Annotated in this window: 21 protein-coding genes; 4 read left to right on the top strand and 17 right to left on the bottom strand. The window is 65.0% G+C overall.

What is annotated here, in order from left to right; translation table 11 throughout:
- Positions 1–15 precede the first annotated feature (15 nt).
- Positions 16–1,269, top strand: coding sequence for a M28 family peptidase (locus tag ACSQ3S_RS31685; RefSeq protein ID WP_436144878.1), 1,254 nt, complete (start codon positions 16–18; stop codon positions 1,267–1,269).
- 15 nt (positions 1,270–1,284) lie between these two features.
- Here the strand turns inward: ACSQ3S_RS31685 and ACSQ3S_RS31690 are convergent, their stop codons facing one another.
- From ACSQ3S_RS31690 to ACSQ3S_RS31710, 5 genes are all read right to left on the bottom strand, one after another.
- Positions 1,285–1,947, bottom strand: a complete 663-nt coding sequence (locus tag ACSQ3S_RS31690) for a DUF799 domain-containing protein (RefSeq protein ID WP_413448829.1) — start codon at positions 1,945–1,947, stop codon at positions 1,285–1,287.
- 1 nt (position 1,948) lies between these two features.
- Complete coding sequence (locus tag ACSQ3S_RS31695) at positions 1,949–2,317, bottom strand: DUF4810 domain-containing protein (protein WP_353404338.1); 369 nt, start codon at positions 2,315–2,317, stop codon at positions 1,949–1,951.
- 8 nt (positions 2,318–2,325) lie between these two features.
- Positions 2,326–3,006, bottom strand: a complete 681-nt coding sequence (locus ACSQ3S_RS31700; RefSeq protein WP_436144879.1) for a CsgG/HfaB family protein — start codon at positions 3,004–3,006, stop codon at positions 2,326–2,328.
- Between the two features lie 116 nt (positions 3,007–3,122).
- The gene (locus ACSQ3S_RS31705; RefSeq protein ID WP_436144880.1) at positions 3,123–4,139 is read right to left on the bottom strand and encodes a TraB/GumN family protein; all 1,017 of its coding nucleotides are present in this window, start codon (positions 4,137–4,139) and stop codon (positions 3,123–3,125) included.
- 51 nt (positions 4,140–4,190) lie between these two features.
- Positions 4,191–5,093, bottom strand: a complete 903-nt coding sequence (locus ACSQ3S_RS31710) for a LysR substrate-binding domain-containing protein (RefSeq protein WP_436144881.1) — start codon at positions 5,091–5,093, stop codon at positions 4,191–4,193.
- A gap of 109 nt (positions 5,094–5,202) precedes the next feature.
- On the opposite strand from ACSQ3S_RS31710, the gene ACSQ3S_RS31715 reads away from it, so the two are divergent.
- Together ACSQ3S_RS31715 and ACSQ3S_RS31720 are read left to right on the top strand one after the other, a co-directional pair.
- The gene (locus tag ACSQ3S_RS31715) at positions 5,203–5,601 is read left to right on the top strand and encodes a tautomerase family protein (protein ID WP_436144882.1); all 399 of its coding nucleotides are present in this window, start codon (positions 5,203–5,205) and stop codon (positions 5,599–5,601) included.
- Positions 5,598–6,164: a DUF4865 family protein gene (locus tag ACSQ3S_RS31720; protein ID WP_436144883.1), complete on the top strand. Its 567-nt coding sequence runs from the start codon at positions 5,598–5,600 to the stop codon at positions 6,162–6,164. Before ACSQ3S_RS31715 ends, ACSQ3S_RS31720 begins: the two co-directional genes overlap by 4 nt.
- A gap of 9 nt (positions 6,165–6,173) precedes the next feature.
- On the opposite strand, the gene ACSQ3S_RS31725 is transcribed toward ACSQ3S_RS31720, so the two are convergent.
- From ACSQ3S_RS31725 to leuS, 12 genes are all read right to left on the bottom strand, one after another.
- The gene (locus tag ACSQ3S_RS31725; protein WP_353404343.1) at positions 6,174–7,631 is read right to left on the bottom strand and encodes a flagellin; all 1,458 of its coding nucleotides are present in this window, start codon (positions 7,629–7,631) and stop codon (positions 6,174–6,176) included.
- Between the two features lie 81 nt (positions 7,632–7,712).
- Positions 7,713–9,308: an SEL1-like repeat protein gene (locus tag ACSQ3S_RS31730; RefSeq protein WP_176655698.1), complete on the bottom strand. Its 1,596-nt coding sequence runs from the start codon at positions 9,306–9,308 to the stop codon at positions 7,713–7,715.
- Positions 9,309–9,314: 6 nt separating this feature from the next.
- Entirely contained in the window at positions 9,315–11,591 is a 2,277-nt protein-coding gene (locus tag ACSQ3S_RS31735; protein ID WP_176655699.1) for a putative bifunctional diguanylate cyclase/phosphodiesterase, read from the bottom strand.
- 4 nt (positions 11,592–11,595) lie between these two features.
- The gene (locus ACSQ3S_RS31740; RefSeq protein WP_176655700.1) at positions 11,596–13,689 is read right to left on the bottom strand and encodes an HDOD domain-containing protein; all 2,094 of its coding nucleotides are present in this window, start codon (positions 13,687–13,689) and stop codon (positions 11,596–11,598) included.
- A gap of 183 nt (positions 13,690–13,872) precedes the next feature.
- Positions 13,873–15,153, bottom strand: coding sequence for a multidrug effflux MFS transporter (locus tag ACSQ3S_RS31745; protein WP_176655701.1), 1,281 nt, complete (start codon positions 15,151–15,153; stop codon positions 13,873–13,875).
- A 92-nt stretch (positions 15,154–15,245) separates the two neighbouring features.
- On the bottom strand, positions 15,246–16,448 hold the full coding sequence (locus ACSQ3S_RS31750; protein ID WP_436144884.1) for a THUMP domain-containing class I SAM-dependent RNA methyltransferase: 1,203 nt from the start codon (positions 16,446–16,448) through the stop codon (positions 15,246–15,248).
- Positions 16,449–16,502: 54 nt separating this feature from the next.
- Entirely contained in the window at positions 16,503–17,105 is a 603-nt protein-coding gene (locus tag ACSQ3S_RS31755; RefSeq protein WP_353404344.1) for a 2-hydroxychromene-2-carboxylate isomerase, read from the bottom strand.
- A 10-nt stretch (positions 17,106–17,115) separates the two neighbouring features.
- Positions 17,116–17,532, bottom strand: coding sequence for a CopD family protein (locus ACSQ3S_RS31760; RefSeq protein WP_176655703.1), 417 nt, complete (start codon positions 17,530–17,532; stop codon positions 17,116–17,118).
- An 8-nt stretch (positions 17,533–17,540) separates the two neighbouring features.
- Positions 17,541–18,806 carry a glutamate-5-semialdehyde dehydrogenase gene (locus ACSQ3S_RS31765; RefSeq protein ID WP_436144885.1) on the bottom strand — a complete coding sequence of 422 codons (1,266 nt, stop codon included), beginning with the start codon at positions 18,804–18,806 and terminating at the stop codon, positions 17,541–17,543.
- 11 nt (positions 18,807–18,817) lie between these two features.
- On the bottom strand, positions 18,818–19,834 hold the full coding sequence (holA, locus tag ACSQ3S_RS31770; protein ID WP_436144886.1) for a DNA polymerase III subunit delta: 1,017 nt from the start codon (positions 19,832–19,834) through the stop codon (positions 18,818–18,820).
- A 9-nt stretch (positions 19,835–19,843) separates the two neighbouring features.
- Positions 19,844–20,401 carry an LPS-assembly lipoprotein LptE gene (locus ACSQ3S_RS31775; RefSeq protein WP_176655706.1) on the bottom strand — a complete coding sequence of 186 codons (558 nt, stop codon included), beginning with the start codon at positions 20,399–20,401 and terminating at the stop codon, positions 19,844–19,846.
- Positions 20,402–20,412: 11 nt separating this feature from the next.
- Positions 20,413–23,040: a leucine--tRNA ligase gene (gene leuS / locus ACSQ3S_RS31780; RefSeq protein WP_436144887.1), complete on the bottom strand. Its 2,628-nt coding sequence runs from the start codon at positions 23,038–23,040 to the stop codon at positions 20,413–20,415.
- A gap of 107 nt (positions 23,041–23,147) precedes the next feature.
- Here leuS and ACSQ3S_RS31785 point away from each other — a divergent pair, with 107 nt between their 5' ends.
- Positions 23,148–23,915 carry a helix-turn-helix domain-containing protein gene (locus ACSQ3S_RS31785; RefSeq protein WP_176655708.1) on the top strand — a complete coding sequence of 256 codons (768 nt, stop codon included), beginning with the start codon at positions 23,148–23,150 and terminating at the stop codon, positions 23,913–23,915.
- Positions 23,916–23,989: the final 74 nt, after the last annotated feature.

The following is a 23,989-nucleotide window of genomic DNA, read 5'->3' on the forward strand; positions in this document are numbered from 1 at the left end:
TCGAAAGGACGTTACATGAAATCAGCAGCCCTGATGGCGGCGCTAGCGCTGGCCATCCCTCTGGCGCCAGCCGCCGCCGATCCCGCGGCCGATCCGATCTCCACGCTGGTCGGCCAGCTGGACCTGGAAAAATACAAGGCCACCATCAAAAGCCTGACCCGTTTCGGCGACCGCCGACAAGGCACCGAACGCAATCGCCAGGCACTGGACTGGATCGAGGCGCAGCTCAAGTCCTACGGCTGCACCAACACCGAACGGCTGCAGTACCAATACACGCAGCCGGCGCCGGACGCGCCGCCGGCCAAGCGCGCACCCGGCATACCGAGCGGCGGCGCCGGCGGCCCGCCGGGCCAAGGCGGCAGCACGCTGTTCGGCAACCGCATCCCCACCGGCGTGAACACCGATCCGATGCTGCAGCCGGATGAAAAGCTGCGCGCGCTGAACGCCGAGCAGACTCCGGTCGGCACCTCGCAGCGCGAGAACGTCTACTGCACCAAGGTCGGCGCCACGCATCCGGAAGAGATGTACATCGTCAGCGCCCACATGGACGGCATCGGTTTCGGCGAGGCAGCCAACGACGACGGCTCCGGCACCGCGCTGGTGATGGAGCTGGCGCGCATCTTCAGCGCGCCCGGCGTCGAGACGGACCGCTCGATCCGCTTCGCCTTGTGGAACAACGAGGAAACGGGCCTGAACGGCGCCACCGCCTACGCCATGCAGCGCAAGGACTTGCAGGGCATCGAGTCGCCCAAGGGCTCGGGCAAGTATCCGGAGCCGAAGTGGCTGGGCATGATCCAGCACGACATGATGATGTGGGACCACGGCATGCCGATCCCGAAACTGGACGCCGCCGGCAAGCCGGTGCTCGACGCGAAAGGCCAGGCGGTGTACGTGTCGCCGCCCGAGCAGCGCCGCGAGGCCGACGTCAACATCGAATACCAGTCGGTGTCGAAACAGGCGGAGGCTTCGGCCAAACTGGCGTGGGCCTTCCGCGCCGCCAACGACAAGTACGCGACCAACTATCCGGCCGCCGTCGGCTTCCACATGACGAACACCGATTCGACGCCGTTCATGGACCTGGTGCCGTCGATTTCGCTGCGCGAGAATGAGCGCGGCCAGCAGATCGGCGCCGGCTGGGATCCCAACTGGCACCAGCCGTCGGACGTGTACGCGACCTACTCGGACAAGGATTTCCTGCTCGGCCTGAACGCCGCCCAGACCACGCTGGCCGGCGTGGCGCAGCTGGCCGGGGCGCGTATCAGGAAGTAGTGCGCCGGGAAGTCATTACTGTTGCTGGTACTTTTCCGAACGGGGGCCGTACAACATGCCGTTGGCAAGGCCGCCCGACAGCAGGCGGGCGCTGGTCACGCCGGCCACCGGATGTGAAGCATCGGTGGTGCTGTTGATGATCTGTTTGACGGCAGCTGCCACCAGCGCGCCGATCAAGCCACCGCCGCCGTTGTTGCCGCCCTCGTTGTTGGAGGCGCTGGCGGTGCCGGTCCACAGCACCGCGCCGGTCTTCAGATCCACCAGCTTGGCATTGGCCGACACCACCACCACGCTGTTGAGCACCGTGTAGCTGGCGCCGTAGTTGGTGATGGTGACGTACATCGCGGCGTCGGCGCCAAAGATCTCTTTCAGCTTCGCCGTATCGACCGCATGCATGTCGCTCGCGCTGGTCAAACCGTTCTGCTTGAAGGTCTCGCCGACCAACGCCACCGGCAACACATAGTAACCGGCTTCGGCCAGCGGATAGGTGACTTGCGCATAGACGCTGTTGGCAGCGTTGACGTCCGGCGAATTGTTCAGCGGCGGCAGCACCAAAATCGAACGCGGCCTGGCCGCCTTGAAGGCGGTATAGTCATATGGCGCCTTCGGCGTCGCGCAACCGACGATCAGGGCGGCGGGCGCCATCACGGCGACCAGTTTCAGGATTCGGTTCAGCATATCAGTTCACACTCTTCTTGGTTTTCGCCAGCAGGAAATCCATATAGACCGCCGACTCCGGGAATAATTTTTTCTCGTCCTCGAACTGAGCGACGACCTGGTCCGGCTTGCCGGCGATCGAGTACAGCATGCCGAGGTGCGCATGGAAGCCCGGTGGCGCGGTCTGTCCCTTGGCGCTGATGTTCTGCAGCGCCAGCTCCATCGCGGCGATCTGCTGGTCCGGGCTTTCGCCTTTCAGATGCTGGTATACCTGCGGCTGATAGCCTTCCCAGCCATACATAGTCTTGGGCGCGCTCGCGCACCCAGTCAACGCCACGCCGGCGGCCAGCGCCAGCACCATGCCGGCGCGCTTGATCATTGTCTGTTTCATGGGTCGCCTTATTGAGTGCGGGTATTCATCGCGCCGGCTTCGACGCCGGCCACCAGGTGGTCGACCGCTTCGCGCACGGCCAGGTCCAGCACCTTGCCGTTCAGCGTGGCGTCATAGCTGGCGGTGCCGCCAAAGCCCAGCACTTCGCGGTTGGACAGGCTGTACTCGCCCGCGCCCTGGCTGGAATACACCACTTCCGAAGTGGCGATGTTGACCACGTTCAGCGTGACCTTCGCGTAAGCGACCTGGGTCTTACCGCGCCCCATGATGCCGAACAGTTGGTGGTCACCCACTTCCTTGCGGCCGAACTCGGTCACGTCGCCGGTGATGATGAAATCGGCACCCTTGATGCTCTGGCTTTGCTTTTTGAAGTCGGCTTCCTGCTTGGTCTCAGACAGGTTGTCGCGGTCCAGCACATTGAAGCGGTTGGTCTGCTGCATGTGCGAGATCAGGATGGTCTTGGCTTGGCTGCCCAGACGGTCGACGCCGTCGGAGAAAATGCCGCGCATGAAGCTGGAGCGGTTATCGAACTTGCCGACGGCGACCAAGGTGCGGGCGCCGGCGTAGGGACGGGCGGCGCTTGCCACGGTCGGCACAGCCAGCGCCTGCGAGCTTTCAGTTGCGCAGCCTGCCAGCGCCGAGATCATTGCCGCGCCAATCGCCAGCGCGCTCAGTGTATTTCTTTTCATTTTTACCCCGGAGTTAAAATTTTATATGAAGCAATTTTTCTTCGAGGCAAGTGTACTTGATTGCAGGGCAAACAATCTATCCAATAGTCACTGGACAAAAGACAGGCGGTCGCCCCTTACTGCGGCGCCTCCACCTTGTACCCCTTGGCCTGCAAGGCTGCGATATAGCCTTGCGGGTCGAGGATGTCTTTCAGGCGCAGCACCGCGAACGTCGATGCGTTGGCGGCCAGCGATTTCTCCGCCGCCGTGACCCATACTTCACGCAGGCGCGCATCCATGTCCTTGAAACCCGGCTGGCTCTTGAGGAAGTCGCTGTTGGTCAGCGCGGCCTTGCATGCGCTCTCGCGGTCGGCGTAACTGAGCTTTTGTATCGCTTCGATATCGCCCACCGCCCAGGCGTTGGCGCGCACGCGCATGGCGTCAAGATCGGTCTCCAGCCGCTCCAGCGTGGTCGAGAAACATGCCACGTCGTCCATGGCCGATTTCTTGAAGTCGCGCAGCGCCTTGACCGGGCTGTCGATTTCCAGCTCCACGCCTGGCGACGTCGATTTGATGTTGTTCTTCTTGACGATCTTGTCGATCGCCGCGTACACCTCGCCGCCCGACGACAGTCCGGCATGCGCCAGTCCTTTGCTGTACAACTCGTCGGCCACGAAAATCGGACGCTCGCTCTCGATGCTGTTGTCCTTGCCGATGTACTTGTCCTTGAGCCGCTGCCAGCGCGCATAGACGTCGGCCGGCAGCACGTCCTTCAGTTTCGCGCCGTCCGGATTGTCCTTCAAGCCGATGACGAAGGGCAGCAGCGTCAGCGAACGGAAGAATCCCACGTGCGCGCCGGCCATCGGCTGTTTCAGGTATTCCTGCGAACCTGCCAGGATGGATTCCACCTGGCGCGAGCGCCATTCCATGTTTTTCGGCAGCGGCGAATAGCTGCCGAACACCCACAGCACATGGTCGTCCTTCGATATTTTCCACAGGCCCGGGCCGGGGCGCTGGCCGGTGACGAGGATTTGTTCCGGCACGGCCTCGGCGGCCTCCGTCACCGGCGCGGCCGGCGCAGTTTCAGCGGTTTGCGACCATGCAGGCGCGGCCAGCGCGCCGAGATACAACGAGAACATCAAGCGTTTCAACATGGCGGTAGTCCCTGTATGTGGCGGAGTCGGATGCTGCGCCCACGTTGCAAATTATATATCTCCCGCCGTGTGCGTCGCCAGGGCTTGCAGCACGATGTCATGCAGGCGCTGCGCCGGCACGTTGAGTTCCGCCTCGCCCCGGTGCAGGTGCAGGCCGATCACCGGCAGCGGCGGCAACCCGCCCTGCTCCAGCATGCGCAGCGACGGCGGCAGGGCGACGCCGGTGCGCACGGTGACGCCCAGCCCCGCCGCCACCGCCGCCCACACGCCGCCCAGGCTGGGGCTGGTGAAGGCGATCCGCCACGCGATGCCGGCCCGGTCCAGCGCCTCCATCGCGGCCGAGCGCATCAGGCACGGGGAATCGAACACCACCAGCGGCAGCGGCTCGCCGCCGGCCAGCGACGGCGCCACGCCGTCCCTGGCCACGATCCAGCGCAGCGGCACGCGCGCCACCTCCCGCGTCTGGCGCGGCTGCAGTTGCGACAGCGACGTGCCGGCGTGGTCCCAGGCCAGCGCCAGGTCCAGCCGGCCGCCGGCCAGCAGCGCCAGCAGGTCGGCGTTGCGCGCCACGCTGGCTTCGATGCGCAGCTTGGGATGCACGCGGGCGAAGCGGCCCAGCACCTCGGTCAGCAGATGCTCACCGAAGTCCTCCTGCATGCCCAGCCGCACGCTGCCCGCCAGTTCGGCGCCGCGCACGGCCGTCGCCGCCTCGTCGTTCAGCTCCAGCAGCCGGCGCGCATAACCCAGCAGCGACTCGCCGGCCGGCGTCACCACCATGCCGCGTCCCTCCTTGCGCAACACCGGCATGCCCACCTGTTCCTCCAGCTTTTTCAGCTGCGCGCTGACGGCCGAGGTGGAACGCCCCAGCCGGTCGGCCGCCCTGGCGAAACTGCCCAGGTCGACGCCGGTGACAAAAGTGCGCAGCACGTCCAGGTCGAAAGTAATCCGTCGCATGATCATCCCGTTTTACCGAACCATCTGTCAAAATATTCCTGATTTTCAGGATCAAAATAGACCTGTATCGTGAGCCTGTCAATCACACAAACAGGAGCGCATCATGCCGATGAGCCGCATTTCACTGCTGAAGGGGAAATCCCCCGAATACCTGGCCGCGCTGTCGGCCAGCCTGCACCGGGCGATGGTCGAGGCCTTCAACGTGCCCGCCAAGGACCGCTTCCACGTCATCCACCAGCACGAACCGCACGAACTGGTTTTCGACCGCGACTACGAAAGCGAAGGCGGGCCGCGCTCCGATGATTTCGTGCTGATCGCGATCACCATCGGCAAGCCGCGCACGGTGGAGCTCAAGCAGGGGTTCTACCGGCGGCTGGTCGAACTGCTGGCCGACGCGCCCGGGCTGCGGCCGGTGGACGTGATGGTGGTCATCAGCAGCACCAGCGGCGAGGACTGGTCGTTCAGCGGCGGCGTGCCGGCCGCATCGCTGCTGGGAGCGCAGCGATGATCGCCATGCAATATGGCTTCACGCTGCCGGCCGACTACGACATGGGCATCGTGCGCGAACGCATCGCCACCAAGGGGCCGTTGCTGGACAACTTGCCGGGCCTGGTGTTCAAGGCCTACTTATATTCAGACCGCGCCGGGCATGTCGACGCAGCGGAGAACCGCTACGCGCCGTTTTACCTGTGGCGGGACGAGGAATCCATGCACGGCTTCCTCAACGGCCCCGGCTTCGCCGGCGTGGCGCAGGCGTTCGGCTGGCCTTCGGTGCAGACCTGGACGCCGTGGCACGCCAGCGTCGGCGGCGCGCTGCGGCAGGCGCGCCATGCCACCCGCAGCGTCGAGGCCATCGCGCCCTACAGCGACCTGGCGGCGCTGCGCCTGCGCGAGGAAGGCCATGCGAGGCATGCGCTCGAATGCGGCGCGCTGGCGGTGGTGATCGGCTTCGAGCCGGCCGGCTGGAGCATCGTGCGGATGGTGCTGTGGCGCGGCGAACCGGCACTTCCGCCGTTGCCGCATGAACAGCGCTACCGGATCGGCCACCTGTCGGCGCCGGGGCTGGCCTGACGCTAAAGGTCAGCGCAGCAGCAGCAAGGCGCTGCGCGGCTGCGCGTTGGCCTGGGCCACCATCGAGGCGCCGGCCTGGCGCAGGATGCTGGCGCGCGTCAGTTGCGCGGTTTCGCTGGCGTAGTCGGTGTCGCGGATGCGCGAACGCGCCGCTTCCAGGTTGACGGCGCCGTTGTCGGCATTGCCGGCGGCCGCCGACAGCCGGTTGCTGGCGGCGCCCAGCAGCGCGCGGATGCTGCCTATGTCGTCGATCTTGCCGTCGATATAGGTCAGCGCATCGGTGGCGCCGCTGAAAGTGGACAGGTCCAGCGGCGGCTCGCCGGACGTGTACGCGCTCACTTCCTCCAGATCGGGCGGGCCGATCACGACCGATGCCTGCGCCCCCGCGCTGAGCCCCGCCGCCGCCGGGTTGGCGCCGGCGATGCTCATCGCATGTCCTCCGGGACGGGGTGCCTCGGTCACCGTCACCGTGCCTTTGTGGTTGCCCAGCGCCAGCCCAAGCGAACCGGCGCTGCCGGCGTTCGCTTCGGCGATGACGATATCGCGGCCATCGGCGGCGCTCAGCGTCAGCGTGCCGCCCACGGCGCTGGCGGTGACGCCGCTGGTGCCGGCCTCGTTGCTGATGGCGGCGGCGGCACTGGCCGCGCGCGCGGCGGCCGTAACGCCGCCGATGGCGCCGATATCGACGCCGTTGATGGAAAAGCTGGCGGCCGCCAGCGCGCCGGCGGCGCCGACCGCGCCATCGAGCGTGGTCGACGCCGACGCCGAGACGTTGCGGATATTGGCCGTGTTGACCGCCGCCGCCACCGCATAGGCGCTGCCGGCGCTTTGTCCCGGCAGAGCGCCGGCCACCGAGGCGCCCACCACCTTGTTGTTGATCACCACGTCGCCGTACTGTATCGCTCCCAGCACCGTGGTGCCGGCCGCCGTCGCCTGCTGCGGCGCCACGTCGGCCATCGTCTTCTCAAAGCCCGGCTGGATGATCGCGCGCGGTATCGTCAGCATCATGGTCTGGCTGGCTTCCGCGCCCACCTGCAGCTGCTGCGAGTAGCTGCCGTCCAGCAGGCCGATGTTGTTGTAGCGCGCGCCGGCGGCGATGTCCTGGTTGGAGGCGGCCAGCGCGTTGGCCTCGATCTGGATCGCCGCGCGGTCGCCCTGGCTGTTGGTGTCGTTGGCCGCCTGCACCGCCAGCTCGCGCATGCGCTGGAAGTTGTCCAGCAGCTGCGCGGCCGCGCCGTCGGCCACCTGCAGTAGCGAAATGCCATCGTTGATATTTTGCCTGGCGCGGTGCAGGCCGTTGACGCCGGCCGTCATGCGCTCGCTGACGGCCAGCCCGGCGGCATCGTCGCGCGCGGAGTTGATGCGCAGGCCGCTGGAGAGCTTTTGCAGGCGCGCAGCAACGTCCTCGCCCGAGCGCGCATAGCTGCGCTGGGCGTTCAGGGAGGAGAGGTTGGTGTTGATCTGCATGCCGGCCGTTAGCGTCGCAACTGCGGAATCGCGGTTGTCGGTTAACTAACGGCGGAAACGCCGAAGACTTGAGACGCCGGCTCAGCCGGGCAACAGCTCCAGCCGCTCGCGCGCCTGCGCCAGCTGCTCGCCGTCCATGCGGGCGGCGGCAGTTTTCAGATAGCGGGCGGCCGCGGTAAAGCCGGCGCGGTCGGCCATCGCCAGCCATATCCATGCCTGGCCGATATCGGCGCGCACGCCCTGGCCGAACATCAGCATCAACCCGAGGTTGAACTGCGCCCGCGCGTGGCCCTGGCCGGCGGCCTTCAGGTACCAGTGGTGCGCCTGCGCGTAATCCTGCGCCAGGCCCTGGCCGTTGTCGTAGCGCAGGCCCAGCGTGAATTGCGCCAGCGCGTGGCCCTGCTCCGCCGCCTTCGCGTACCAGGCGTTGGCCTGCGCGCAGTCGGGCTGCGGTCCGTCGTCCTTGTCGAACAGCAGGCCGAGGCTGTACTGGGCCGCCGCGTAATCCTGCTCGGCGGCGCGGCGGTACCAGCCCATCGCCTTGCGTTCGTCGCGCGGCACACCGCGTCCCGTTTCGTAGCGCAGGCCCAGATCGAACTGCGCGCGCAGGTGGCCCTGGTCGGCCGCCTTGCGGTACCAGAAGATCGCCTCCTGCGGATCCTGCACCACGCCGTGGCCGGCGTCGTACAGCATGCCCAGATGGTATTGCGCGCCGGGGAAGCCCTGCTCGGCCGCCTTGCGGTACCAGAACTGCGCCTGCTCGTAATCCTGCGGCACGCCCTGGCCGTGGTCGTAGCGCAGGCCCAGGTTGTTCTGCGCCGCCGCATGGCCCTGTTCTGCCGCCTTGCGGTACCAGTCCAGCGCCTTCTGCTCATCGCGCGGCACGCCCTGGCCGTTGTCGTAGATCAGGCCCAGGTTGAACTGGGAGCTGGCGTGATCCTGCTCTGCCGCGCGGCGATACCACAGGATGGCTTTCTGGCTGTCCTGCGCGATGCCGTCGCCCTTGTCGAAGCGCAGCGCCAGGTTGAACTGCGCCGGCGCGTAGCCCTGGTCGGCCGCCTTGCGGTACCACGACATCGCCTGGCCCACGTCCTGCGGCACGCCCTGGCCGTTGTCGTAGCGCAGGCCCAGATTGAACTGCGCGCGCGGATAGCCCTGCTCCGCCGCCTTGCGGTACCAGGAGATCGCCTGCTTGAAATCCTGCGGCACGCCCTTGCCGGTGTCGTACATCATGCCGAGATTGTTTTGCGCGCCGGCGTCGCCCTGGTCGGCCGCCTTGCTGAACCAGTGCATGGCTTTCTGCGTGTCCGCGTCCACTCCCTGGCCCTTGGCGTACAGCCAGCCCAGGTTGTACTGGGCGGCCGCGTAACCCTGCTCGGCGGCCAGCTGGTACCACGCCGCCGCCTCCTGGTAGTTCTGCTCGACGCCCTGGCCCTTCTGGTACATCACGCCCAGGTTGTACTGCGCGTGTTCCAGGCCGGCGCTGGCGGCCTGGCGATACCAGACCACGGCCAGCTCATAGCTCTGCGCCACGCCCTGGCCGTTGAAGTACATGAAACCCAGGCTGTGCTGGGCATTGGCGACGCCGCGCTCGGCCAGTCCTTTGACGCGCAGGAATTCGGCTGTGTAGGTGCTGCCGTTGTTCGCGTCGGCTTCGTTGGGACCGTATTTCGTCATGCTGGCTTAGGCTTGTATCGCGATCATCGTCGGTTGAGGTTGAGGGTCGACGCTGGGCACCGCGTGCAGCACGGCGTGGCCGTGGCCATGCGCCATGGACGGCACCGATGCGAGGTTCTGCGCCTGCAGCACATCGATGAAGCTGGTCAGCGAGATCGGGCGGTGATACAGATAGCCCTGCATCGTGGTGCAGCCGTTGGCCTGCAGGTAGCGCGCCTGCACGTCGGTTTCCACGCCCTCGGCCACCAGGTGCAGGCCGAGGCCGCGCGCGATCGAAATGATCGCCAGGATCACCGGGTAGTGGCCGTTCTCGTCGTGGATCTCCTTGACGAAGGACTGGTCGATCTTGATCGTGTGGATGGGGAAGCGGTGCAGATACGACAGCGACGAATAGCCGGTGCCGAAATCGTCGATCGCCACCGACACGCCCAGCTGGCAAAGCTTGTTGAGCTGCTCGATCGCATACTGCGGATTGCGGATGCAGATGTTCTCGGTGATCTCGACCTCGATCTGCGCCGGCGAAATGCCGTAGCGCGTCAGCGCGCCGCGCATCTTCTCGAAGAAGTCGCCGCGGTCGAGGTATTGCGGCGACAGGTTCAGCGACAGGCGGATCGCCTCGCCGCCGGCGGCGTTCCACTGCAGCAGGTCGCGGCACAGCGCGCCCAGCATCCAGTCGGAGATCGGCAGCATCAGGCCGTTCTCTTCGGCGAACGGCAGGAACTCGCCGGCCGACAGCAGCCCGCGCTGCGGATGGTTCCAGCGCATCAGGCCTTCGGCGCCGATGATGCGGCCGCTGGCCACGTCGACCTGCGGCTGGTAGTACATTTCCAGCTCGTTCAGTTCCAGCGCCTTGCGCAGGCTCTGCTCCAGCGCGATCTTCTGGTGCGACACGTCCAGCATCGAGTTGTGATAGAAGCTGTGGCCGTTCTTGCCCAGCGCCTTGACCTGGTACATGGCGATGTCCGCGTGGCGCAGCAGCTCGTCGATGGTCTCGCCGTCGCCCGGATAAATCGCGATGCCGATCGAGGCCGAGATGTGCACCTCGTGGCCGTCCAGGTCGAACGGCTTGTGCAGGCTCTCGAGGAACTTGTCGGCGATGGACTTGGCGTCCTGGCGGTCGCGCAGCTCGGGCAGCACGATGGTGAATTCGTCGCCGCCCTGGCGCGCCAGCGTGTCGCCGCGGCGCAGGCAATCCTTGAGCCGCTGCGCCACCTGCTGCAGCAGCTCGTCGCCCTTGACGTGGCCCAGCGTGTCGTTGACCAGCTTGAAGCGGTCCAGGTCGACGAACATCACGGCCAGCTCGGTCAGCTTGCGCTTGGCCTGGATCACGGCCAGGCCCAGGCGGTCCTTGAACAGCATGCGGTTGGGCAGGTCGGTCAGGATGTCGTGGTAGGCCTGGTAGGAGATCACTTCCTCGGCGCGCTTGCGGTCGGTGATGTCGCGCGCGACGCCGTAGGTGCCGAAGAATTCGTGCTTCTTTACCTCGTGGTCCGGGATGTGCATGCCGATCGCGTTGAGCGAGATCGTCATCAGCGTGTTGTTGAAGGTGCGCTCGATGCCGCCGCCGGTATTGCACTTCAGGCGCAGCTCGACGTTGCGCGAGGCGCGTTCGTCGACGCGGCGCTCGTTGAAGGCGTAGCGCGCGCGCTCCTGGTCCTCGTCGTGCACCAGGATCGAGTAGTGCTTGCCGATCAGCTCTTCGCGGGTGAAGCCCAGCAGCTGCTGCACGCGGTCGTTGACGAAGGTGAACTTGCCCTCGTGGTTCAGCGTGTAGATGATGTCCGGCGAGCTGTCCACCAGGTAACGGTACATCTTCTCGGAGTTTTCCAGCTTGGAGGCGATGCGCTCGTTGTCGATGGCCAGGCGGCGCTTCTGCAGCGCGTTCTCCACCGTCTTGAGCAGCTCCTCGCGGCTGTAGGGCTTGCGCAGGTAGTCGTAGGCGCCGCGTTTCAGCGCGCCGATGGCCGCCTCGATGCCGACGTCGCCGCTCATGACGATGACGTCGCCGTCGATGCCCTTGGCGTTGATGAAGTCCATGATCTCGTGGCCGCTCATGTCGGGCAGGCGCAGGTCGAGCAGGATCAGGTCGAACTGGAGCCTGGTCAGCTGGGCCAGCGCTTCACTGCCGCAGGTCGCGGTCACCAGATGGTAGTCACGGTCGCGCAGCAGTTCGTACAGGGATGACAGCAGGCGCGGCTCGTCGTCAACGAGCAGGATGCGCGGGCAGTTATCGGTAGCAATGGCGACGGGGGCGTGGTCGTCAGGGTTCACAAGATTCATCATGGCCTTAAACTGAATCCATCACCCGCGTTTGCACGCCGGTGATTTGACTGGCGCTGCCACGGGCGGGCAGCAGAATTTCAAAGGTAGTACCCGTTTTGCCGGATCGGCAGGTAATCAGGCCCTGCATTTTCTTCACCAGGCTATGGACGATGGACAGGCCCAGGCCATGGTGCGCACCTTCCTTGGTGCTGCGTACCGCCGAGAACAGGTTGGCCAGTACTTCGGCCGACAGTCCCGGTCCGGTGTCGCTGATCACCAGCTCCAGATACAGTTTGCGTTCGCGGTTGACGTGACCGCGATGCGATATTTCGATCTTGCCGCCGCCGGTCAGCGCTTCGACCGCGTTCTTGATCAGGTTGACCAGGATCTGCTTGAGCAGGTCGGCGTCGCCGTCGATCTCGGCCGGCTCCTCCTGCATGCGCACCACGATCTGCACCGAAGCCGGCACGAACTCGGTGGCGCGGAACAGGCGCAGCACGTCGTCGACCACGCGGGCGACGTCGGTCACGCGCGAGGCGTCGGTCGGCTGCAGGTCGGCCAGGCCGTTGATCAGCTGGCCGACGCGGTCGATTTCCTCGTTCAGGATCGACATCTCGCCCACCACCGGCTCGCGCTTGGCCAGCTTGCTGTCGAGGACGGACAGGTAGTTCTTGATGATCGACAGCGGGTTGTTCACCTCGTGCACCACGCGGCGCGAGGCTTCGCGGTATTCTTCGGCCACATGGGCGATCTGGCGCCGGGCGTGACCGCGTTCGCTGATCGCCGTTTCCAGCGCGGCCGCGGCCTGCGTGCCGAACGACTGCAGGAAGCGCTCGCGTTTCTGGAACGACGGCATCTGCCAGGCCGGCGCGCCGCCGATCAGGATGCCGAGGCAGCGCTGGTTGGCCACCAGCGGCAGGCACACCATGCCCTCGCTGCCGAGGATGCGGAACAGCTGTTCCTCCGCCACGTTCAAGGTCGGCGACTCGCGGCTGATGTAGGTCAGCTTGCGCTCCAGCGCCGATTCCGCCACCACGCCGCCCTTGTTGAGCGGGATGACGAATTCGGCCAGCTTCTGCAGGTGCTCGCCGGTGGCCATGCCGTGCAGCGCATGGCCGGTCGGATTCTCCATCAGCACCACGGCGTTTTCGAAATCGAACAGGATGCGCGCCGAGCGCGTCATCGATTCCAGCAGGCCGGATTCGCCCTGCTGGCGCGCGAAGGTCTGGCCCATCTCGGACACCAGCACCATGTTGCGCACTTCCTCGGACAGCCGCTGCTGCACCGGATCGACCGCCGGCGGCGCATAGGCGGCCGGCGTCGGGATGTCGTCGGCGCCGGCCAGGTCGATGCCCAGGTAGGCGGCGGACTTCTCCACCTGGCGCGCGGCGTTGCGGATGATCTGTTCCAGCGTCCCGGCGTCGAGGCCGCACAGCTGGCTGGCGTCTTCGATGGCCTGCTCCTCCTCGCCCTCGTGGAAGCACAGCAGGTGCGCCAGGCGCACGATGCGGATCAGCGGATGCGCCGACTCCAGGCGCGCAATCGGCTCGTGGTGATACAGCACGCTGTCGGCCAGGAAGGAATCGAGGTGCCAGCGTTCGATCAGCCAGGCGCCCGCTTCCGAGTGCGTGATTTGCAGCGTGCGCTGCTCGACGGCGCACAGATCCTCGTCGTCGCGCGCCGTGAAGTTGAACGAGTATTCCTTGGGCGCGGTCGCCAGCAGCGCCAGCCGGCCGACGTTGTGCAGCAGGCCGGCCAGGTAGGCTTCCTCGACGTGCGGGTATTCCATCTTCTTGGCCACGTCGCGGGCGATGACGGCGGTGGTGAGGGAACCTTTCCAGAAGCCGCGCAGATCGGTGCTGCCCGAATGGGGGAAGCTGTTGAAGGTCTGGAACACGGATTCGCTGATGACCAGCGTCTTGATCATGTCGGTGCCCAGCGACACCAGCGATTGCTCCAGGCCGACCGTGCGCTGGTTGCGGTGGTAGGCCGAGCTGTTGGCGACGGTGAGTATCTTGCTGGTCATCGCCGCATCCTTGGCGATGAGGGCGGCCAGCTCCGGCATGCCAGCGTCGTCGGCTTGCAAGTGCTCAATCAACTTAATGAGTATCTGCGGCATTGCCGGCAGACGGGCAATCAGCAGGCGATTGCGAATATCATGGTCAGGTTGATGCATCGTATCAAGCGGTCTTGGGGGCCAGGAAACGTTGTATTAAAAAATTATACTAACATAAAGTCTCGTAGTAACTTAATAGCAAGTAAGATTTCTTTCTAAACTAAGTGAATTTCCTGCCGTTAATGATTATCGGACCGGATGGCGTAGAAGCATGCGCCGGTAATAGCGCGACGTCAACCACAAAACGAGAGCAGAGGTACTAAATGCCATCTGTCCCGCGGCTAACCACAGCACCGAATGTGATAGAAAGGGTGCAATCACCCCCGCCACCATCGCTCCCAGCAGGGTCACGGCGAAAGATTGGCAGGATGCCACCGTCCCCCGGATATGCGGAAACAGGTCCAGCGCCAGCAAGGTTGCCCCGGGGGCAACGAGCGACATGCCGAAGGCATACACGAACATCGGCGCCACCGACCACGGCAGCGAAGCGGGCATCAGCGCATGGTATGAAAGGTTAAATATCGACGCCGCCAGCAGGAAACAAAAGCCGATGCCGATCTGTCGCGAAAATGTCATCTTTCCGGCAATCCGGTTCGCCGCCAGCGCGCCGAGGAAGATCCCCGCCACCGATGGAATGAACAGCCAGCCGAACTGGCCCGGCCCCAGGCCCAGGTGTTGGGGCAGGAACACCGGCGCCGACGAGATATACAGGAACAATCCGGCGAAGTTCAGCGCCACCACGCCGGACTTCATGTGGAACAGCGGCGAGCGCAGGATTTCGCCGTAATTGCGCAGCAGGAAGCGCGGATTGAAGGGATGGCGCTTTTCCTTCGGCAGCGTTTCCGGCAGGCGGCGGTAGCAGTAGATGAACAGCAGCACGCTGTAGGCCAGCAGCGCCAGGAAGATGGCGCGCCAGTCGAACAGCGTGACCACCCAGCCGCCCAGTATCGGCGCGATGGCCGGCGCGATCGAGAAGATCATCGTCACCATCGACAGCAGGCGCGCGGCGGCGGCATCCTCATACAGGTCGCGGATGATGGCGCGGCCGACCACCACCCCGGCCCCCGCCGACACGCCCTGCAGGATGCGGAACACCCACAGGTACTGGACCGTGTGCGCGGCGGCGCAGCCCAGCGTGCCGATGGTGAACGTCACCAGCGACACCAGGATCACGTTGCGGCGGCCGAAGGCGTCCGACAGCGCACCGTGCCACAGCACCATGCAGGCAAAGGACAGCATGTAGAAGGTCAGGCTTTGCTGGACCTCGATAGCGCTGGCATGCAGCGTGGCCTGGATGTTGGGGAAGGCCGGCAGGTAGGCGTCGATCGAGAAAGGCCCCAGCATCGACAACGCGGCCAGCGTGGCGGCCAGCGCGCCGGCGGAGAGCACCCTCATGTGCGAAGGCGGCGGCGGCGGAATGTCCGCGGCGGGGTCGGGAGGAATATTGGCGGGAGGCGTAGGGAACATAAAACGTTTTCCTTCGAGAGCGCATGCTGTCACCCCCAACCGCGATGCCGCAGCCGGGGTCGGACCCCGCGCGGCCCCGCGGGGTTAGGCGGTTAGACTTCTTTGGGTTTGGCGGCTTCGCGGCGGTTGAAGCCCGCCACCATATCGAAGCGGAACAAGCGGCATTCCAGCGCTCCGTTGAAGAACGGCGTCTTGCGCGATTCCTTCAGGCGCAGCAGCTTGGGCAGGCCCAGGTCCGCCGTGAACAGGAACACCGTCCAGCCGGCGAAGCGCTGCTTGAGCGTGGTCGACAGCGCCGAATAGAAGCTGCTCGCCAGCTCGTCTTCCGGCAGCGTGCTGTCGCCGCGCACGCCGATACGCTCGCCGTACGGCGGGTTGGTCAGCAGGATGCCCGGCTGCTCGGTCGGCGCCTTCACTTCCTGCGCCTCGATCTGCTTGAGCGGCACGTCGAACATGATGCCGGCGCACTTCAGGTTATGGCGCGTCATCGCCACCATGTCGCCCGAGATGTCGGAGCCGAAGATGATCGGCGACTCCGGCAGCGGATTGGCCTTGATCGAATTCTTCATGTCGTTCCACGGCGCCGGATCGAAGTCGTTGAAGGCTTCGAAGGCAAAGCGGCGGCGCGCGCCCGGCGGTATGCCCTGCACCATCTGCGCCGCTTCGCACAGGATGGTGCCGGAGCCGCACATCGGGTCGAACAGCGGGATGCCCGGCTTCCAGCCCGACACGCGCAGCAGGCCGGCGGCCAGGTTCTCGCGCAGCGGCGCGTCGCCGGTTTCCTCGCGCCAGCCGCGCTTGAACAGCGCCTCGCCCGAGGTATCGAGGTAGATGATGAACTGGCGCGCGTCGAGGAAGCCGACGATGCGCATGTCCGGCTCCTTGGTGTTGACCGAGGGACGCTTGTCGAACTGGTCGCGGAAGCGGTCGCAGATGGCGTCCTTGATCTTCAGCGTGGTGAACTCCAGGCTTTTCAGCGGCGACTTCACGGCGGTGACGTCGACGCGGATGGTATGGTCGTAGGTGAACCAGTCTTCCCACGGCTGCGCCAGCACCAGGTCGTAGATGTCGTTCTCGTTCTGGTAGCCGGTGACGGCCATGCGCATCAGCACGCGCGAGGCGATGCGCGAGTGCAGGTTGATGCGGTAGGAATCAAGCAGGTCGCCCGAGCAGTGCACGCCGCCCGGAACCTGGTTGTGCACCTTCATGGTGGTGCTGAGTTGGGCGATCTCGCCCAGCTCTTCGGCCAACGCCGCTTCCATGCCGCGCGGGCATGGGCAAAAATAGGATGCCATAGGTGTACCTTTTGTCCGTTAAAAAATGCGCGCCGCCCGAGTGGCGCGGCGCGTTTACTTCTGCATTGCCCGCTCCAGAAAGTCCAGGCGGTCCTGGCCCCAGAAGCTTTCTCCATCGAGCACATACCACGGCGAGCCGAATACGCTGGCCGCCGTCGCATCTTCCGTGTTGCGGTCGTACTCGGCCTGCACGCTGGCCGTTTCCGCCGATTTGATCAGCGCGCGGCCATCGAGGCCGCAGCTGCCGGCGATCTGCGCCAGCGTGTCTTCGTCGCCGATATTCTTGTCCTCCGCCCACAGCGCGCGCATGACGGCGAACGACAGCGCCAGCGCCACGTCGACGCCGTGCGTCAGGCGCGCCGCCACTACCATCTTGTTCGACAACTCCGGCGACACCGGGAAGAACTTCGGCTGCACATTCAGCGGAATGCCGAGAAAATCCGACCAGCGCGTCAGCTCCAGCAGCCGGTAAGCCTGGCGCTGCGGCGCGCGCTTGGCCAGCGGCAGGCCGCCGGACACGCCGAACACCTTGCCCAGGTCGAAAGGCTTGACCTCGATCTGCACGCCATGCCGGCGCGCCATCTCAACCAGGCGGTCATGGCCCATGTAGGCCCACGGCGAATGGGTGGCGAAAAAATACTGGCAAACTTTGCTCATGACGCTCCGATCAGAATGGTTTGACGACTACCAGCAGCACGATCGCCAGCATCAAAAACACCGGCATTTCATTAAACACGCGATACCACTTGTGGCTGCGGGTATTGGCCCCCTTCTCGAACTTCTTCAGCATGCCGCCGCACGCGTGGTGGTAGCCGATCACCAGCACCACGAAGAACAGCTTCGCATGCAGCCAGTGCGGCATCTGCGCGCCGTACTGCATATAGACCAGGATCGCGCCGAACACCACCGCAAACACCGACAGCCACATCGAGAAGCGATACAGCTTGCGCGCCATGAGCAGCAGGCGCGCGGTGGCGGCCTTGTCGGTCTCCATCGCCAGGTTGACGAAGATGCGCGGCAGGTAGAACACGCCGGCCATCCAGGCAATGACGAAGAATATGTGCAGCGCTTTAATCCAGAGCATGGCTTCCTTTATTGACGGATTTCGCCGTGACCGAACACGACGTACTTCAGCGAAGTCAAACCTTCCAGCCCGACCGGGCCGCGCGCGTGCAGCTTGTCGTTCGAGATGCCGATTTCGGCGCCCAGGCCGTATTCGAAACCGTCGGCGAAGCGGGTCGAGGCGTTGATCATCACCGAGGCCGAATCGACTTCGCGCAGGAAGCGCATCGCGGCCGTATGGTCTTCCGTGATGATGGCTTCCGTGTGCTTCGACGAGTACTTGTTGATGTGCTCCATCGCCTCGTCGATGCCGTCGACGACCTTCACCGACAGGATGGCCGCCAGGTACTCGGTCGACCAGTCTTCCTCGGTGGCCGCCGCCAGATGCGGATAGCCCGCCAGGATCGCCGCCGCTTCCGCGTCGGCGCGCAGCTCGACCTGTTTGGTCGCGTACAGCCTGGCCAGCTCCGGCAGCACCGCCGGCGCGATCGCGCGCGCCACCAGCAGCGTTTCCATGGTGTTGCAGGTGCCGTAGCGGTGGCACTTGGCGTTGAAGCCGATGTCGACCGCCTTCTTCAGGTCGGCCCTGGCGTCGATGTAGACGTGGCAGATGCCGTCCAGGTGCTTGATCATCGGCACGGTGGCCTCCTCCATCAGGCGCGCGATCAGGCCCTTGCCGCCGCGCGGGACGATGACGTCCACGTACTCCGGCATCGTGATCAGCGCGCCAACGGCGGCGCGGTCGGTGGTGTCCACGACCTGCACGCCATCCTCCGGCAGGCCCGCGCCGGCCAAACCTTCCTTGACCAGCTTGGCCAGCGCGCGGTTGCAATGGATCGCTTCCGAGCCGCCGCGCAGGATGGTGGCGTTGCCGCTCTTGATGCACAGCCCCGCCGCATCGACCGTGACGTTCGGACGCGACTCGTAGATGATGCCGATCACGCCCAGCGGCACGCGCATCTGGCCCACCTGGATGCCCGACGGGCGGAATTTCAAGCCGGAGATTTCACCGATAGGGTCCGGCAGCGCGACGATCTGGCGCAGGCCTTCCACCATCGTGGCAATGGCCTTGTCGGACAGCGCCAGGCGGTCCAGCATGGCCGGCGCCAGGCCGTTGGCGGCCGCCGCGTCCATGTCCAGTTGGTTGGCGGCGCGCAGTTGTGCGGCGTCGCGCTCGATCGCATCGGCGATCAGCGTCAGCGCGCGGTCGCGCGTGGCGCTGTCGGCGCGGGCCATGGCGCGCGATGCCTTGCGCGCCTGCTGGCCCAGTTGTTCCATGTAGTGCTTGATATCCATCGTCAGCTTTCCTAACCGCGCGCGACCTTCAGTGCCAACTGCAGCATCGAATCCCACGCGTCACCGGCATGCGCTTTGGCGCGCAAGCCCTTGATCATCTTGTCGACCTGCGCCGCGTCCTTCATCGCCGCCTCCAGTACAGGCAGCGAGATGCGGCGCAGCGCCGGCTCCATCATGCGTTCCTTCGGTCCCCAGATACGATACTCCTTGAGCAGCGCACCCAGCGGACGGCCCTGCGCCATGCCCGACTTGAGCTTGAGCAGCGTGCGGATTTCCTCCGACACGGCCCACAGCACCAGCGGCAGCGCTTCGCCCTCGCCCTTCAAGCCTTCCAGCATGCGCACCAGACGCGCCGGATCGCCCGACAGCATCGCTTCACTGAGCTTGAACACGTCGTAACGCGCCACGTTCAGCACCGCATCGTGCACCTGCTCGTAGGTCAGCTTGCCCGGCTCGTGCAGCAAGGCCAGTTTCTGTATCTCTTGATGGGCCGCAAGCAGGTTGCCTTCAACGCGATCGGCGATGAAATCGATGCTCTGCCGGTCCGCGCTCTGCCCTTGTGCGGCAAGGCGCTGGCCTATCCAATTGGGCAACTGCGCCCGTTCCACCTGCGCGATGTCGATATACACTGCGGCTTGTTGCAGGCTGGCGACCCAGGCCGCCTTCTGCGTCTGCCAGTCCAGCTTGGGCAGCGTGATCAGGGTCAGGTTGTCCGGACTCAGATCCTTCACATAATTCTGCAGCGCCGCGCCGCCATCCTTGCCCGGCTTGCCGGTCGGGATGCGCAGCTCGATCAGCTTCTTGTCGCCGAACAGCGACAGCGCCTGGTTGGCCGCCAGCAGCTCGCCCCACTTGAAGCTGCGCTCCACGGTCAGCACGTCGCGCTCGGAATAGCCTTGCGCGCGCGCCGTCTTGCGGATCTTGTCGGCAGCCTCCAGCGCCAGCAAATGCTCGTCGCTGGTAATGACGTACAGCTGCGACAGCGATTTGCTCAGATGGCCGTCCAGCGCTTCCAACCTTAATTGCATCGCGCGTCCTTACGCCTTCGGCGGCAGCGAAACCTGCGGCACCTTGATGGCCGCGATACGGCGCATCATCTGCTGCACCAGGTCGGTCTGCATATCCTTGTACAGCAGCGCCTCTTCCTGCTCCTTCGCCAGCAGCTGGGTTTCGTTGAAGTCGATCGGGCGGGTCAGCAGCAGCTGGGTGTTACCCAACAGCTCCTTGCCCTGCTTGTCCAGCACGCGGAACACGATGTTGTACGACAGCAGATACTGACGCACGCGGCCATTGCTGTTCAGCGACAGGATGGACTTGGTGCGGGTCTTCTCCGGATCGGAAATCACTTCGATCACGCCGTCGGCGTCCTTGGGCGAATTGACGATCGTCGTGCCGCCGTTGGCGCGGATGTTGCGCTTCAAATCGATCGCCAGCGGCGACGACTCCGGCAGCCCGACATACATCGTCGGGAACGGCAGCGTGTAGTGACCGCCGTCGCCGCGCAGATGGAAGCCGCACGCCGACAGCACCAGCGACAGCGCCAGCAGCGCCGCCCAGAGCCGGCCGCGCCGGAACAGATTCGAAGTAGTCGCCATGTTGTATCCGTTTAAACCACGATGTTGATCAATTTGCCCGGCACCACGATGACCTTCTTCGGCGTGCCTTCGATGAACTTCTGCACGCTTTCCTCCGCCAGCGCCGCCGCTTCGATGCTCGCCTTGTCGGCGGTTTTCGACACGACCACGCTGCCGCGCAGCTTGCCGTTCACCTGGATCATCATCTCGATCTCGGCCTGCTCCAGCGCCGCGGGATCGACCTGCGGCCACTGCACGTTGAGGATGTCGCCGTGCGCCTTGGCGTAGCCCAGTTCCTCCCACAGCACGTGGGTGATGTGCGGCGCCACAGGGTTCAGCAGGCGCAGGAAGATCGCGTAGCCTTCGGACACCGACGCGGCGTCCGCATCCTTGGCCGATTCCAGCGTGTTGAGCATCTTCATGCAGGCCGACACCACGGTGTTGTACTGGATGCGCTTGATGTCGTAGTCAGCCTGCTGCAGCACCTTGTGCAGCTCGCGGCGCAGGGTCTTGCCGGCGTCGGTGGTGGCGGCGGCGGTCAGCGGCGCGCCGGCGGCGGCGATGGCCTCGCGCTGCGCGTAGCCGAACGCCCACACGCGGCGCAGGAAGCGGTTGGCGCCTTCGACGCCGCTGCCCGACCATTCCAGCGTCTGTTCCGGCGGCGAGGCGAACATGGTGAACAGGCGCGCGGTGTCGGCGCCGTACTGTTCGATCTGCGCTTGCGGATCGATGCCGTTGTTCTTCGACTTGGACATCTTCTCGGTGCCGCCGATCAGCACCGGCTGGCCGTCGGCCTTGGACACGGCGCCTTGCGGGCGGCCCTTGTCGTCCAAGGTCAGGTCGACGTCGGCCGGGTTGAACCAGGTCTTCTTGCCGGCCGCGTCTTCGCGGTAGTAGGTCTCGTTCAGCACCATGCCCTGCGTGAGGAGGTTGACGAACGGCTCGTCGAACTTGACCAGGCCGAAGTCGCGCATGATCTTGGTCCAGAAGCGCGCGTACAGCAGGTGCATGACCGCGTGTTCGATGCCGCCGATGTACTGGTCCATCGGCATCCAGTAGTCATTGCGCTCGTCGACCATCTTGTCCGCACCCGGCGAGGTATAGCGCATGTAGTACCACGACGAATCGACGAAGGTGTCCATGGTGTCGGTTTCGCGGCGCGCGGGCTTGCCGCACTGCGGGCAGTCGCACTTGAGGAAGGCTTCGTATTTGTTCAGCGGGTTGCCGGTACCGTCGGGTACGCAGTCTTCCGGCAGCACCACCGGCAGGTCTTTTTCCGGCACCGGCACCACGCCGCAGTCGCCGCAATGGATCATCGGGATCGGCGTGCCCCAGTAGCGCTGGCGCGAGATGCCCCAGTCGCGCAGGCGGAAGGTGATCTTCTTCTCGCCCAGTCCCTTGGCTTCCATGTCGGCGGCCACGGCGTCGACCGCTTCCGCGTAGCGCAGGCCGTCGTATTTGCCGGAGTTGGTGACGATGGAGATGTCCTTGTCGCCGTACCATTCCTGCCAGGCGTCGATGGAGAATTCCTTGCCTTCGGCCTTGATGACCTGCTTGATCGGCAGATTGTATTTCTTGGCGAAGGCGAAGTCGCGCTCGTCGTGCGCAGGCACGCCCATGACGGCGCCGTCGCCGTAGGTGATCAGCACGTAGTTGCCGACCCAGACTTCGACCTGCTCGCCGGTCAGCGGATGGGTGACGAACAGGCCGGTCGGCATGCCCTTCTTCTCCATCGTCGCCAAGTCCGCTTCGATCACGGAGCCCAGCTTGCACTCGGCGTTGAACGCGGCCAGTTCCGGATTGGTCTGCGCGGCGTGGATCGCCAGCGGGTGCTCGGCCGCCACGGCGGCGAAGGTCACGCCCATGATGGTGTCCGGGCGGGTGGTGAAGACGTACATCTTGCCGTCCTGGATCAGGGAGCCGTCGGCGCCCTTGATCTGGTGCGGGAAGGCGAAGCGCACGCCGGTCGACTTGCCGATCCAGTTGGTCTGCATGGTGCGCACGCGCTCGGGCCAGCCTGGCAGCTTGTCGTCGACATAGGCCAGCAGCTCGTCGGCGTAGTCGGTGATGCGGGCGTAGTACATCGGAATTTCGCGCTTTTCGATCAGCGCGCCCGAACGCCAGCCTCGGCCGTCGACCACCTGCTCGTTGGCCAGCACGGTCTGGTCGATCGGATCCCAGTTCACGGTGCCGGTCTTTTTGTAGATGATGCCTTTTTCCAGCATCTTCAGGAACATCCACTGGTTCCACTTGTAGTATTCCGGCTTGCACGCGGTCATTTCACGCGACCAGTCGATGGCCAGGCCCATCGACTCCATCTGCTCGCGCATGTGGGCGATGTTGGAATAGGTCCATTGCGCGGGCGGCACGTTGTTGGCCATCGCCGCGTTTTCCGCCGGCATGCCGAACGCGTCCCAGCCCATCGGCATCAGCACGTTGTAGCCGTTCATGCGCAGATAGCGGTACATCACATCGTTGATCGTATAGTTGCGGACGTGGCCCATGTGCAGCTTGCCCGATGGGTAAGGCAGCATCGAGCATGCGTAATACTTGCCTTTCGGGAAACGCGGGTCGTGCTCGACGGCTTTGTAGGCGTCGATGGCTTTCCAGTGGGATTGCGCGGCTTTTTCTACGTCGGCGGGACTATATTTATCTTGCATGGTGGTGTGGCGCCAATAAGTGAATATGAACCGGACATTATACTGGCTGAAGCGCCAATAGCGCACGAGAGTCGGCCCCGGCAGCGCCCTGAGGTAAGATAGTTCCCATGCTTTACCGCGAATATCCCCCTCATCCCGCCCTTGCCGCCCATGTGGAGTGCATGTGGACGGCCTGCGTGGCGGGCGTCGCGTCCGGGCAAACCCACACGCACCGGGTGTTGCCGGACAATTGCATCGACATCCTCTGGCAGGACGGCGGCCAGGCCGGTTTTGCGGTGGGCATGATGACCAGCGCCATCCAGGTGGCCAGCAGCGGGCCCGTGCGGACGGTGGCGGTACGCTTCAAACCGGGCGCCGCCGGGGTTTTCCTGGCCTTGCCGCTGCACGTGCTGACCGACCAGCGCGCCGATATCGACCAGTTGTGGGGTCGTAGCGAGGCCGACCGGCTGGCAGACGGGCTGTGGACCGGAGAGCTATCCGACCATCAGCGCATAAAATTAATTGAAAAACAACTCCTGCAACGCCTGGCCGAACGCGGCGCGGACGGCGGCGCGGGCGCCGATGCGCTGGTGCGCCGGGCACTGTCCGCGCTGGACGCCAGCGGCGGCGGCCTGCGCATCGAGGACCTGGCGGCGCGGATGGGCGTGTCGCGCCAGCACATGGCGGCGCAGTTCCGCGAGCGGGTCGGCCTGTCGCCCAAGCTCTATGCCCGCATCTGCCGCTTCCGCCGCGCCACCAGTGCGCTGAAAGCTGCTGCAGCGCCGGACTGGGCGCAACTGGCGCTGGACTGCGGCTATTTCGACCAGTCCCACCTGATCCACGAGTTCCAGGAATTTTCCGGCAGCGCCCCGGAGCGCTTCCTGCTGGCGGCCTAGCTTCCATTTTTACAATCGCCGCCGCTGGCTATGTGCCAAGATGATGTTTTCAACATCTTCATGGAGACAGGCAT

It is taken from the genome of Duganella sp. LjRoot269, assembly GCF_964254095.1.
Lineage (GTDB): Bacteria > Pseudomonadota > Gammaproteobacteria > Burkholderiales > Burkholderiaceae_D > Rugamonas > Rugamonas hordei.